Below are 14,473 nucleotides of genomic sequence, written 5' to 3'. Positions count from 1 at the left end.
GAAGGAAGCGTCCGTTCCTTGAGAACTCAACAGCGTGCCAAAAGTCAACGCCAAATTTGTTGATACCCCGGCCCACTTCGGTGGGTTGGTGGTTCCTTTGAAGTCCTACTGGCCCATGTGGCGGGTAGGCAACATCAGCGAGGACGCTGTGGATGACCAGCCCTATTCCGGTTGGTTGTCCCGCTCTTTTATGGTGCTCTCCCGATTACGGGAAAACATTCATGGAGAGTTTGATCCTGGCTCAGGACGAACGCTGGCGGCGTGCTTAACACATGCAAGTCGAACGATGAAGCCCTTCGGGGTGGATTAGTGGCGAACGGGTGAGTAACACGTGGGCAATCTGCCCTTCACTCTGGGACAAGCCCTGGAAACGGGGTCTAATACCGGATAACACTCTGTCCTGCATGGGACGGGGTTAAAAGCTCCGGCGGTGAAGGATGAGCCCGCGGCCTATCAGCTTGTTGGTGGGGTAATGGCCTACCAAGGCGACGACGGGTAGCCGGCCTGAGAGGGCGACCGGCCACACTGGGACTGAGACACGGCCCAGACTCCTACGGGAGGCAGCAGTGGGGAATATTGCACAATGGGCGAAAGCCTGATGCAGCGACGCCGCGTGAGGGATGACGGCCTTCGGGTTGTAAACCTCTTTCAGCAGGGAAGAAGCGCAAGTGACGGTACCTGCAGAAGAAGCACCGGCTAACTACGTGCCAGCAGCCGCGGTAATACGTAGGGTGCGAGCGTTGTCCGGAATTATTGGGCGTAAAGAGCTCGTAGGCGGCTTGTCACGTCGGATGTGAAAGCTCGGGGCTTAACCCCGAGTCTGCATTCGATACGGGCTAGCTAGAGTGTGGTAGGGGAGATCGGAATTCCTGGTGTAGCGGTGAAATGCGCAGATATCAGGAGGAACACCGGTGGCGAAGGCGGATCTCTGGGCCATTACTGACGCTGAGGAGCGAAAGCGTGGGGAGCGAACAGGATTAGATACCCTGGTAGTCCACGCCGTAAACGTTGGGAACTAGGTGTTGGCGACATTCCACGTCGTCGGTGCCGCAGCTAACGCATTAAGTTCCCCGCCTGGGGAGTACGGCCGCAAGGCTAAAACTCAAAGGAATTGACGGGGGCCCGCACAAGCAGCGGAGCATGTGGCTTAATTCGACGCAACGCGAAGAACCTTACCAAGGCTTGACATATACCGGAAAGCATCAGAGATGGTGCCCCCCTTGTGGTCGGTATACAGGTGGTGCATGGCTGTCGTCAGCTCGTGTCGTGAGATGTTGGGTTAAGTCCCGCAACGAGCGCAACCCTTGTTCTGTGTTGCCAGCATGCCCTTCGGGGTGATGGGGACTCACAGGAGACTGCCGGGGTCAACTCGGAGGAAGGTGGGGACGACGTCAAGTCATCATGCCCCTTATGTCTTGGGCTGCACACGTGCTACAATGGCCGGTACAATGAGCTGCGATGCCGCGAGGCGGAGCGAATCTCAAAAAGCCGGTCTCAGTTCGGATTGGGGTCTGCAACTCGACCCCATGAAGTCGGAGTTGCTAGTAATCGCAGATCAGCATTGCTGCGGTGAATACGTTCCCGGGCCTTGTACACACCGCCCGTCACGTCACGAAAGTCGGTAACACCCGAAGCCGGTGGCCCAACCCCTTGTGGGAGGGAGCTGTCGAAGGTGGGACTGGCGATTGGGACGAAGTCGTAACAAGGTAGCCGTACCGGAAGGTGCGGCTGGATCACCTCCTTTCTAAGGAGCATCTAGGTTCTCTTCGGGGAATCCAGAGACCATTTCGTCGGCAAATGTTCGACGGTGGTTGCTCATGGGTGGAACGTTGACTATTCGGCACGACAGGTTGTTTTTGCGAGTACTGCTTCGGCGTGGAAAGTGAGAGGGATCGGTCGGGTCGGGCACGCTGTTGGGTATCTGAAGGTACGGGCTCGTTGAGTCTGGATCTTCGGTTGCCGGCCCCAGTGAACTCGCCTGTGAGGGCGGGGTGATGGGTGGCTGGTCGTTGTTTGAGAACTGCACAGTGGACGCGAGCATCTGTGGCCAAGTTTTTAAGGGCGCACGGTGGATGCCTTGGCACCAGGAACCGATGAAGGACGTGGGAGGCCACGATAGTCCCCGGGGAGCTGTCAACCAAGCTTTGATCCGGGGGTTTCCGAATGGGGAAACCCGGCAGTCGTCATGGGCTGTCACCCACTGCTGAACACATAGGCAGTGTGGAGGGAACGCGGGGAAGTGAAACATCTCAGTACCCGCAGGAAGAGAAAACAACCGTGATTCCGGGAGTAGTGGCGAGCGAAACTGGATGAGGCCAAACCGTATGCGTGTGATACCCGGCAGGGGTTGCGCATGCGGGGTTGTGGGATCTCTTTTTCATGGTCTGCCGACTGTGAGACGAGTCAGAAACCGTTGGTGTAGGCGAAGGACATGCGAAAGGTCCGGCGTAGAGGGTAAGACCCCCGTAGCTGAAACATCAACGGCTCGTTTAAGAGACACCCAAGTAGCACGGGGCCCGAGAAATCCCGTGTGAATCTGGCGGGACCACCCGCTAAGCCTAAATATTCCCTGGTGACCGATAGCGGATAGTACCGTGAGGGAATGGTGAAAAGTACCGCGGGAGCGGAGTGAAATAGTACCTGAAACCGTGTGCCTACAAGCCGTGGGAGCGTCGCTGTATGTGCTTGCACATGCAGTCGTGACTGCGTGCCTTTTGAAGAATGAGCCTGCGAGTTTGCGGTGTGTTGCGAGGTTAACCCGTGTGGGGAAGCCGTAGCGAAAGCGAGTCCGAATAGGGCGATTTAGTAGCGCGCTCAAGACCCGAAGCGGAGTGATCTAGCCATGGGCAGGTTGAAGCGGAGGTAAGACTTCGTGGAGGACCGAACCCACCAGGGTTGAAAACCTGGGGGATGACCTGTGGTTAGGGGTGAAAGGCCAATCAAACTCCGTGATAGCTGGTTCTCCCCGAAATGCATTTAGGTGCAGCGTCGTGTGTTTCTTGCCGGAGGTAGAGCACTGGATAGGCGATGGGCCCTACCGGGTTACTGACCTTAGCCAAACTCCGAATGCCGGTAAGTGAGAGCACGGCAGTGAGACTGTGGGGGATAAGCTCCATGGTCGAGAGGGAAACAGCCCAGAGCATCGACTAAGGCCCCTAAGCGTACGCTAAGTGGGAAAGGATGTGGAGTCGCAGAGACAACCAGGAGGTTGGCTTAGAAGCAGCCACCCTTGAAAGAGTGCGTAATAGCTCACTGGTCAAGTGATTCCGCGCCGACAATGTAGCGGGGCTCAAGCGTACCGCCGAAGTCGTGTCATTCCAGCACGTACCCCCAACGGGGGCTGGGATGGGTAGGGGAGCGTCGTGTGCCGGGTGAAGCAGCCGCGGAAGCGAGTTGTGGACGGTTCACGAGTGAGAATGCAGGCATGAGTAGCGATACACACGTGAGAAACGTGTGCGCCGATTGACTAAGGGTTCCTGGGTCAAGCTGATCTGCCCAGGGTAAGTCGGGACCTAAGGCGAGGCCGACAGGCGTAGTCGATGGACAACCGGTTGATATTCCGGTACCCGCTTTGAAACGCCCAATACTGAATCAGGCGATGCTAAGTCCGTGAAGCCGGCCCGATCTCTTCGGAGTTGAGGGTAGTGGTGGAGCCGATGAACCAGACTTGTATTAGGTAAGCGATGGGGTGACGCAGGAAGGTAGTCCAGCCCGGGCGGTGGTAGTCCCGGGGTAAGGGTGTAGGCCGTGTGGCAGGTAAATCCGTCACACATTAAGGCTGAGACCTGATGCCGAGCCGATTGTGGTGAAGTGGATGATCCTATGCTGTCGAGAAAAGCCTCTAGCGAGTTTCATGGCGGCCCGTACCCTAAACCGACTCAGGTAGTCAGGTAGAGAATACCGAGGCGTTCGGGTGAACTATGGTTAAGGAACTCGGCAAAATGCCCCCGTAACTTCGGGAGAAGGGGGGCCATCACTGGTGAGGGAACTTGCTTCCTGAGCTGGGGGTGGCCGCAGAGACCAGCGAGAAGCGACTGTTTACTAAAAACACAGGTCCGTGCGAAGCCGTAAGGCGATGTATACGGACTGACGCCTGCCCGGTGCTGGAACGTTAAGGGGACCGGTTAGTGCACTTTCGGGTGTGCGAAGCTGAGAACTTAAGCGCCAGTAAACGGCGGTGGTAACTATAACCATCCTAAGGTAGCGAAATTCCTTGTCGGGTAAGTTCCGACCTGCACGAATGGCGTAACGACTTCTCGACTGTCTCAACCATAGGCCCGGTGAAATTGCACTACGAGTAAAGATGCTCGTTTCGCGCAGCAGGACGGAAAGACCCCGGGACCTTTACTATAGTTTGATATTGGTGTTCGGTTCGGCTTGTGTAGGATAGGTGGGAGACTTTGAAGCGGCCACGCCAGTGGTTGTGGAGTCGTCGTTGAAATACCACTCTGGTCGTGCTGGATGTCTAACCTAGGTCCGTGATCCGGATCAGGGACAGTGTCTGATGGGTAGTTTAACTGGGGCGGTTGCCTCCTAAAGAGTAACGGAGGCGCCCAAAGGTTCCCTCAGCCTGGTTGGCAATCAGGTGTTGAGTGTAAGTGCACAAGGGAGCTTGACTGTGAGACCGACGGGTCGAGCAGGGACGAAAGTCGGGACTAGTGATCCGGCAGTGGCTTGTGGAAGCGCTGTCGCTCAACGGATAAAAGGTACCCCGGGGATAACAGGCTGATCTTCCCCAAGAGTCCATATCGACGGGATGGTTTGGCACCTCGATGTCGGCTCGTCGCATCCTGGGGCTGGAGTCGGTCCCAAGGGTTGGGCTGTTCGCCCATTAAAGCGGTACGCGAGCTGGGTTTAGAACGTCGTGAGACAGTTCGGTCCCTATCCGCTGTGCGCGTAGGAATATTGAGAAGGGCTGTCCCTAGTACGAGAGGACCGGGACGGACGAACCTCTGGTGTGCCAGTTGTCCTGCCAAGGGCATGGCTGGTTGGCTACGTTCGGAAAGGATAACCGCTGAAAGCATCTAAGCGGGAAGCCTGCTTCGAGATGAGTATTCCCACCACCTTGAGTGGTTAAGGCTCCCAGTAGACGACTGGGTTGATAGGCCAGATGTGGAAGCCCGGTAACGGGTGGAGCTGACTGGTACTAATAGGCCGAGGGCTTGTCCTCAGTTGCTCGCGTCCACTGTGTTAGTTCTGAAATAACGAACGGCCGTGTTTTCATCCGGTGTTGGTTAATTTCATAGTGTTTCGGTGGTCATTGCGTTAGGGAAACGCCCGGTTACATTCCGAACCCGGAAGCTAAGCCTTTCAGCGCCGATGGTACTGCAGGGGGGACCCTGTGGGAGAGTAGGACGCCGCCGAACAATTATTCCGGGAAAGCCCCGTGCCCTTGTGGCACGGGGCTTTCCTGCGTTCACGCAGCGGTTGAGGAGGATGTGCGGACAGCGCGACGCCGGCCTGCGGACACCGGGCCCGTCCGCCGCTCTGGAACGCGGCAGGGAACCCCTGAACACAGCTCAGAAACGTCGATCGGATGGTTTTGAGCATCCCCTCGTCCAGGGTATGCTTTAGCTCGTTGCCGCAAGGCGACAGGCCCCAATAGCTCAGTCGGTAGAGCGTCTCCATGGTAAGGAGAAGGTCTGCGGTTCGATTCCGCATTGGGGCTCCAGCAACGAGAAAGGCCCCCGCCGTCGGCGGGGGCCTTTCTCGTTTCCGGGGGCGATGGGGCGTCAACCCCGATCCTGGGCTGCCACCTGAACGAGGGTGCACGCTCTCGCCGCGTCCTTGCCGGTCGGGCACGGCAGCCCGCCCGACCGGAACCTCCTGGTCAGAAGTTCTGCGGCTCCGGGACGCGCATGGCGAGGATGGCCATGTCGTCCGACGCGGGTTCGGCCGCGAAGCGTTCCACCGCCCGCAGGATGCGGCCTGCCACCGCACCGGCCGTCAGGCCCGTACACATGGCAAGGACATCGGCCAGGCCGTCGTCGCCCAGCATGCGGGTTCCCTCACGGCGTTCGGTGACGCCGTCGGTGACGCACAGAAGGACGTCGCCGGGCTCGAGGGTGACTTCCTCCTCGTAGAGCTCCAGGTCCTCGATCACGCCGAGCAGCGGCTGAGGTTCGGCCGCCGCCTCCACGGAGCCGTCCTGCCGCAGGCGCAGCGGGAGCGGATGACCGGCGCAGACGACCTTGAGCAGCGCACTGCCGTCCTCCTGGGGCCACAACTCCCCGTAGAGGAGCGTGAGGAAGCGGCTGCGGGCGCCCTCGTCGAGAATTGCCGCGTTGAGCCGTTCCAGTACGGCCGGGCCACCGAAGCCCTCGCGGGCCAGCAGCCGCAGCGCGTGGCGGGCCAGACCCGTGACGGCCGCGGCCTCCGGTCCCGTACCGCAGACGTCGCCGATGGCGAAGCCGTAGGCGCCGTCACGGATGGGGAACACGTCGTAGAAGTCGCCGCCGACCTCGTTGCCCTCGCCCGCCGCGCGGTAGATGACCTCGATCTCGACGTTGGGCACGTCCGGGAGGCCCGGGGGCAGCAGGCTGCGCTGGAGGGACTGGCTGATCGCCATGCGCTCCGAGTAGAGGCGGGCGTTGTCGAGGGCCAGAGCGGCCCTGCGGGACAAGTCCTCGGCCAGTTCCAGGATTTCCTGACGGAAGTGGTCGTCGGACGGCTTGCCGAGGGTCAGCATGCCGATCACGCGGTTCCGTGCGACGAGCGGCAGCACCACGGTCTCGCCGCCCACGGCGGAGGCCGTTGCGAGCGTGGTGCGTGCGGCCGCCCCCATGCTCGCGGGGGCATCCCTGCCGAGGCTTCGCGTGGAGGTGCGAAGAGCCGCCTTGTGGGCTGCCGCGGCCGGTGCCGGCCAGATGCGGGCGCCCGGGGCCGGGACGGGGTCCGGAGGCTCGATGGAGGACAGCAGGGCCTTGATGCCGTCGATGAGTTCCTCGTCCTCGTGGAGCACGTAGGAGAGGTACGGCTCCGAGGACTGGTCGGCGATGGTGTAGACGGCGCACCAGGTGGCCAGCGTGGGCACGGTCATCTGGGCCATCAGCGCCAGTGTCTGGTCCCTGTCCAGTGTGCCGGCGAGCAGATCGGACGCTTCGACGAGGAAGGACAGCGAGCCGCGGCGCAGACGTTCCAGCTCGCCCAGCCGGGCCGACTCGACGGCCAGCGCGATGCGGTCCGCGGCGAACTGAAGGCGCAGGGCCTCCTCGTTCGTGTACCGGCCGGGTGCTTCGGCCGCGACGCCCAGGGAACCGGTGAGTCTGCCCTCGACCTTGAGGGGGACCGTGACGACGGAGCGCATCCCCGTGTCGCTGAGGAGCGGTACGGCACCCGGTACGACGGTGAGGTCCTCGTGGACCGCGGGCATGCGGGCCGAGCCGTAGCGGCCCGTACCCGCCTCGACGGGGACCCGGGCGAAGCGCTGGCGGGCTGAGGGAAGGCCGGTCGTCGCCCGTACCTCCAGTTCCGTCTCGTCGTCGGTGGCCAGAAGCAGGAAAGCGGAATCCGCGTCGAGCATGTCCCGCGCCCGTTCGACCGTGCGCTGCAGCAGTCCGTCGAGGTCGTCGGGGGCGGGAGAACCGATGAAGACCTCGAACGGATCCGTGGCGCGGTTCTCGGCCGATGTGTCGGAGACCGGGGCGCGCACCGGGCTCTGGAGCACGGCCCGCTCGTAGTCGCGAACGAGGAGGCAGACCGTGGACGGTTCCCCCTGGGTGTCGCGGACTCTGAGATGGGAGGCGTAGACCGGGATGACGCGCCCGTCGGCGCCCCGGATGCCGTAACTGCCCTCCCATCTGGAGAGCCGCAGGGCGTCGGCGATACCGGTGTTGGTGCCCGGTGTGTGCGGCCAAGCCGCGAAGTCGGTGAGCTGCTTTCCGGTGACCTTCTCGGCAGCGTGTCCGAAAAGGAAGGCGGCGTCGTCGTTCCACGCGGCGATGGAGCCGGAGCGGTCGATCTGGACGACGGCGACCCGTACACGTTCGTCGGTGACGGGGAGCAGTTCCGTGGGCAGGACGGGACCCGCGGAGCGGATGCCCACGGGGCGGTCCGGAAGGTCGAGCTGGAACCAGACCTGCTTGTGCGTCGGCGTGTACTCGACTCCCCAGCGGGTGGCGAGTGCGGCGCAGAGCAGCAGGCCGCGGCCGCCTTCCCGGTCCGGGCTGCCGAAGTCCAGGCCGGAGCTCTGGAGCGGGATCTCGCGTTCCGGATAGTGGTCGGAGACCTCGACGCGTACGCCGTCCTCGGTGCGCAGGCAGAGCACGTCCGCGGCGGTGCCCGCGTGCACCACCGCGTTGGTCACAAGTTCACTGGTGAGGACGACGGCGTCGTCGACGACATCGGTGTACCCCCACCCCTGAAGGGTGTCGCGGACGAATGCGCGGGCGGTCGCCACCGAGCGTCCGACCGGATCGAAGGTGGCAGCCGCACGCGCGGTGATCACAGCACTCCCCATATGGTGTCTCGTCGCTTCCCCGAGTCCTGTGCCCGTTTCTCGCCGCTTCGATTCGCCTGCCAGGCTAGACGCTCGCCAGACGTCCCGCGTACAGGAGGGCCGACTTGGGCGCGCAGGCCACCGGCGGATGTGCGGGGGCGCACAAGTATGGGGTCCCCGGTGAGGGATGTGGGGCAACCGTGGGACCTTGCACGCCGTCCGGTTCAGGCCTGGTACGTTTCAACGATTTGACGTTCGCATGGTCACCCGTCGACGGTGTGCTGTGGCGGCGAGTCAAAGTGGAAGTGGGCACGCTTCCGGATAAGGCCCGAACGATACGGTCAACCCCTGCGGGAGGGACACGGTGGAGTCTGGCGTGGCGGCGCGGGGTTCAGGAACGCGCACAAAAGGCGGACAGCCCGTGAAGAAACAGCGCAATGGGACCATCGACGTGGACGCGGCAGCTCTGAACAGACTGCTTGCGGCTCTCGTGGCGATGCGCGACGGCAATTTCCGCAGGCGGCTCACCGTCTCGGGCGACGGCGTGCTCACGGAGATCGCAGCGGTCTTCAACGAGGTGGCCGACCGCAATCTCCATCTGACCGGCGAGCTTGCGCGCGTCCGTCGTGTGGTGGGACGTGAGGGGAAACTCACCGAGCGTCTGGAGACGGGTGCCTGCGAGGGCTCCTGGGCGGCTGCGATCGATGCCTCCAACGAGCTCGTCGATGATCTGGCGCGCCCGGTGTCCGAGGTCGGACGGGTGCTTTCCGCTGTCGCCGACGGTGACCTCGAGCAGCGGATGGAACTGCGGTCGCACACGGCCGACGAGACGGTACGCCCGCTGCGCGGCGAGTTCCTGAAGGTTTCCCGCACGGTCAACAACCTGGTCGATCAGCTGTCCGCGTTCACCGAGCAGGTGACGCGCGTCGCCGTCGAGGTGGGAACCGAGGGCAAGCTCGGTGGACAGGCCCAGGTACGCGGAATGTCCGGGTCGTGGAAGGACCTCACGGACTCCGTGAACACCATGGCGTACCGGCTGACCGCCCAGGTGCGCGACATCGCCCTGGTGACGACGGCCGTGGCCAAGGGCGACCTGTCGCGGAAGGTCACCGTCCATGTGGCCGGCGAGATGCTTCAGCTGAAGAACACCGTCAACACGATGGTCGACCAGCTGTCGTCGTTCTCCTCCGAGGTGACCCGGGTCGCCCGCGAGGTGGGCACGGAGGGCGAACTCGGCGGCCAGGCGACGGTGCCCGGAGTGGCCGGGGTCTGGAAGGACCTCACGGACTCCGTGAACACGATGGCCGGCAACCTGACGTCCCAGGTACGCGGTATCGCCGAGGTGACGACGGCGGTCGCCAACGGTGACCTGTCGCAGAAGGTCACGGTGAGCGCCCGCGGCGAGGTCGCGCAGCTCGCCGAGACGATCAACCAGATGACCGAGACGCTGCGCACCTTCGCGGACGAAGTGACACGTGTTGCGAGCGAGGTCGGTGGCGAGGGGCTGCTCGGCGGCCAGGCACAGGTGCCGGGAGCGGCGGGCACCTGGAAGGACCTCACCGACTCGGTGAACACGGTCTTCCGGAACCTGACGACACAGGTGCGCGACATCGCCCAGGTGACGACGGCGGTGGCCAGTGGTGACATGACCCAGAAGGTCACCGTCGACGTGGCAGGCGAGATGCTGGAGCTGAAGAACACCGTCAACACGATGGTCGACCAGCTCCAGGCCTTCGGTTCGGAGGTGACCCGGGTCGCCCGGGAGGTCGGCGTAGAGGGCCGACTGGGCGGACAGGCACAGGTGCCGGGAGCGGCGGGCACCTGGAAGGACCTCACCGACTCGGTGAACACCGCCTTCCGGAACCTGACGGGCCAGGTACGCGACATCGCCCAGGTGACGACGGCGGTGGCCAACGGCGACCTGTCGCAGAAGGTCACCGTCGATGTCGCCGGCGAGATGCTGGAACTGAAGAACACCGTCAACACGATGGTGGCGCAGCTGTCGAACTTCGCCGACCAGGTGACCCGGATGGCCCGCGACGTGGGCACCGAGGGCCGCCTCGGTGGTCAGGCGCGTGTCGACGGCGTCTCCGGAACGTGGAAGGAACTCACCGACTCCGTCAACTTCATGGCGGGGAACCTCACCTCCCAGGTGCGTCAGATCGCCCAGGTGACCACGGCGGTGGCGCGGGGTGACCTGTCGCAGAAGATCGACGTGGACGCCCGGGGCGAGATCCTGGAGCTGAAGAACACCATCAACACGATGGTCGACCAGCTCTCGGCCTTCGCCGACCAGGTGACCCGGGTGGCCCGCGAGGTGGGCACGGACGGGCGGCTCGGCGGCCAGGCGCAGGTGCCCGGTGTGGCCGGCGTGTGGCGTGATCTGACCGACTCGGTGAACGGCATGGCGGGGAACCTCACCGCGCAGGTCCGCAACATCGCCCAGGTCGCCACGGCGGTGGCGCGGGGTGACCTGTCGCAGAAGATCGACGTGGACGCCCGGGGCGAGATCCTGGAGCTGAAGAACACCCTCAACACCATGGTCGACCAGCTCTCGAACTTCGCGGAGCAGGTGACCCGGGTCGCCCGTGAGGTGGGCACGGAGGGCATCCTCGGCGGGCAGGCGGAGGTGCAAGGAGTCTCCGGTACGTGGAAGGACCTCACGCAGTCCGTCAACGGCATGGCGAACAACCTGACCCTCCAGGTCCGCAACATCGCCGAGGTGACCACGGCGGTCGCCAAGGGCGATCTCTCCAAGAAGATCACCGTCGACGCCAAGGGCGAGATCCTCGAACTGGTGACGACGGTCAACACGATGGTCGACCAGCTGCTCAACTTCGCCGACGAGGTGACGCGAGTCGCCCGTGAGGTGGGCACGGAGGGCATTCTCGGCGGTCAGGCCCGGGTGCGCGGTGCGACGGGCATCTGGAAGGACCTCAGCGACAACGTCAACCTGATGGCCAACAACCTGACCAGCCAGGTGCGCAACATCTCCCGGGTCTCGTCCGCGGTCGCCAACGGCGACCTCACCAAGAAGGTCACCGTCGAGGCACGCGGCGAGGTCGCAGAGCTCGCCGACACCGTGAACACGATGGTGACGACCCTGTCCTCGTTCGCCGACGAGGTGACCCGCGTGGCGCGCGAGGTGGGTACCGAGGGCGAGCTGGGCGGCCAGGCACGTGTCCCGGGTGTCGCGGGCACCTGGAAGGACCTCACCGAGTCCGTGAACTCGATGGCGTCCAACCTGACCGGTCAGGTCCGCCAGATCGCCACGGTCACCACGGCGATCGCCAAGGGCGATCTCACGAAGAAGATCGACATCGATGCGCGCGGTGAGATCCAGGAGCTGAAGAACACCATCAACACGATGGTCGACCAGCTTTCGTCCTTCGCCGAGCAGGTGACCCGGGTGGCCCGCGAAGTGGGCACCGAGGGCCAGCTCGGCGGTCAGGCCCGGGTCCGCGACGTCGACGGGACGTGGCGCGACCTCACCGAGTCGGTGAACGAGATGGCCGGGAACCTGACCCGTCAGGTGCGTGCCATCGCCGCGGTCGCCACCGCGGTCACCCGGGGCGATCTCAACCTCAAGATCGACGTGGACGCGGCAGGCGAGATCCAGGTGCTGCAGGACAACATCAACACGATGATCGCCAACCTGCGTGACACCACCCTGGCCAACAAGGAGCAGGACTGGCTCAAGGGCAACCTCGCCCGGATCTCGGGCCTCATGCAGGGCCGTCGCGACCTGGACGACGTCGCCTCGTTGATCATGAGCGAGCTGACGCCGGTCGTATCCGCCCAGCACGGTGCGTTCTTCCTGGCCATGACCACGGGTGACGCGGCCGAGGTGGGTGCGGACGACGGCAAGGACAGCTCGTACGAGCTGCGCATGCGCGGCAGTTACGGCTATTCGGCGGGTTCCATGCCGACCTCGTTCCGGCCGGGAGAGACGCTCATCGGGACGGCGGCCGAGGAGAAGCGGACGATCCAGGTGGATCATGTGCCGCCGGGCTATCTGAAGATCTCCTCCGGCCTCGGCGAGGCACCGCCCGCGCACGTCATCGTGCTGCCGGTGCTGTTCGAGGGCAAGGTGCTCGGTGTGATCGAACTGGCGTCGTTCCAGCCGTTCACCCACATCCAGCGTGACTTCCTCAACCAGCTCGCCGAGATGATCGCGACGAGCGTCAACACCATCAGCGTCAACACGAAGACCGAGAAGCTGCTCGAACAGTCCCAGGAGCTCACCGAGCAGCTGCGCGACCGGTCCGAGGAGCTGGAGAACCGGCAGAAGGCGCTCCAGGCCTCCAACGCCGAACTGGAGGAGAAGGCCGAGCTGCTGGCCCAGCAGAACCGCGACATCGAGGTGAAGAACACCGAGATCGAGGAGGCCAGGCAGGTCCTGGAGGAGCGTGCCGAGCAGCTCGCGGTCTCGATGCGCTACAAGTCCGAGTTCCTCGCCAACATGTCGCACGAGCTGCGCACACCGCTCAACTCGCTGCTGATTCTGGCCAAGTTGCTCGCGGACAACGCCGAGGGCAATCTCTCGCCGAAGCAGGTGGAGTTCGCCGAGACGATCCACGGGGCGGGGTCCGACCTGCTCCAGCTGATCAACGACATCCTCGACCTGTCCAAGGTCGAGGCGGGCAAGATGGACGTCAGCCCGACCCGGATCGCACTGGTCCAGCTGGTCGACTACGTGGAGGCGACCTTCCGGCCGCTCACCGCGGAGAAGGGGCTCGACTTCTCCGTACGGGTGTCCCCGGAGCTGCCCGCCACGCTGCACACCGACGAGCAGAGGTTGCTCCAGGTGCTGCGCAACCTGCTGTCCAACGCGGTGAAGTTCACCGACAGCGGCGCCGTGGAACTGGTCATCCGGCCGGCCGGCGCGGATGTGCCGAACTCGATCAGGGAGCACCTGCTCGAGGCCGGTTCGCTGCGTGACGCCGACGGGGACCTCATCGCCTTCTCGGTCACCGACACCGGAATCGGAATCGCGTCCAGCAAGATGCTGGTCATCTTCGAAGCCTTCAAGCAGGCGGACGGCACCACGAGCCGCAAGTACGGCGGTACGGGCCTCGGCCTGTCCATCAGCCGCGAGATCGCCCGGCTGCTGGGCGGCGAGATCCACGCCGCCAGCGAGCCGGGGCGCGGCTCGACGTTCACGCTGTACCTGCCGCTGCACCCGAGCGAACTGCCGCCGCAGGGCTACCCGCAGACGGGGCCCGGCCCCATCGAGGTCCACCGGACCTCCGGCGAGGGAGCTCTGCACCTGGAGGCCGCGCAGCGCAACGGCGCCGAACTGCCCCTGGGCGATCCGGCCAACTCCGCCGGGATGTTCAGGCGCCGGCGCAAGGCGCTGGGCGGAGCGGCGCAGCGCCCGGCCCTGGCGAACGGCAGGGACGCGGAGGAGACCTCCCCGCAGGGGGAGTGGGTGCAGGGAGCGCAGGAAGAGCCCGAGCAGCGCCGGACGTTCCGCTTCCACGGGGAGAAGGTGCTGATCGTCGACGACGACATCCGCAATGTCTTCGCGCTCACCAGCGTGCTGGAGCAGCACGGCCTGTCGGTGCTGTACGCGGAGAACGGGCGCGAGGGCATCGAAGTCCTCGAGCAGCACGACGATGTGACGATCGTGCTGATGGACATCATGATGCCCGAGATGGACGGATACGCCACGACCACGGCGATCCGCAGGATGCCGCAGTTCGCCGGACTGCCCATCGTCGCGCTGACAGCAAAGGCGATGAAGGGTGACCGTGAGAAGGCCATCGACTGCGGAGCGTCCGACTACGTCACGAAGCCGGTCGATTCCGATCATCTGCTGTCGGTGATGCAGAAGTGGATGAGCGGAGAGTGACCGGACGCGGTGGGCATTCCGGCGCGGTGTCGACCCGCCCTGCTCGAAAGAGTGTGAGGGCGGGTCTTCCGGGGAACCTTCTGGTCTTCCACCGCGTTTTCGGTACGTGCACAGTGACATCGCGGTGACAGGGTGTGGCGACGGGCGGGGTGCGGCTACCATGACCGGCACAAGGACGGACG

The 14,473-nt window shown here is 63.9% G+C and carries 2 protein-coding genes, 1 tRNA gene and 3 rRNA genes; 5 read left to right on the top strand and 1 reads right to left on the bottom strand.

Annotated elements, in window-relative coordinates:
- Positions 1 to 218 precede the first annotated feature (218 nt).
- From OG844_RS18785 to OG844_RS18770, 4 genes are all read left to right on the top strand, one after another.
- Positions 219 to 1,744, top strand: a 16S ribosomal RNA gene (locus OG844_RS18785).
- 301 nt (positions 1,745 to 2,045) lie between these two features.
- Positions 2,046 to 5,170 (top strand): 23S ribosomal RNA (locus tag OG844_RS18780).
- A 79-nt stretch (positions 5,171 to 5,249) separates the two neighbouring features.
- Positions 5,250 to 5,366, top strand: a 5S ribosomal RNA gene (gene rrf, locus OG844_RS18775).
- The 16S, 23S and 5S rRNA genes sit together here with 1 tRNA gene alongside, the layout of an rRNA operon.
- 229 nt (positions 5,367 to 5,595) lie before the next feature.
- Positions 5,596 to 5,671, top strand: a tRNA-Thr gene (locus tag OG844_RS18770).
- A gap of 159 nt (positions 5,672 to 5,830) precedes the next feature.
- Here OG844_RS18770 and OG844_RS18765 read toward each other — a convergent pair.
- A complete protein-coding gene (locus OG844_RS18765; protein WP_406391700.1) occupies positions 5,831 to 8,458 on the bottom strand; it encodes a SpoIIE family protein phosphatase in 2,628 nt (875 codons plus the stop codon).
- A 400-nt stretch (positions 8,459 to 8,858) separates the two neighbouring features.
- On the opposite strand from OG844_RS18765, the gene OG844_RS18760 reads away from it, so the two are divergent.
- A complete protein-coding gene (locus OG844_RS18760) occupies positions 8,859 to 14,291 on the top strand; it encodes a HAMP domain-containing protein (RefSeq protein WP_406391698.1) in 5,433 nt (1,810 codons plus the stop codon).
- Positions 14,292 to 14,473: the final 182 nt, after the last annotated feature.

Source organism: Streptomyces sp. NBC_00887, from assembly GCF_045207585.1.
Note: the sequence above shows the minus strand (reverse complement) of the source record. Positions and strands in the feature narration are given on the sequence as shown.

Bases quoted from the DNA above. Each gene is read 5' to 3' on its own strand.
- OG844_RS18765 (WP_406391700.1), bottom strand. From the start codon at position 8,458: ATGGGGAGTGCTGTGATCACCGCGCGTGCGGCTGCCACCTTCGATCCG.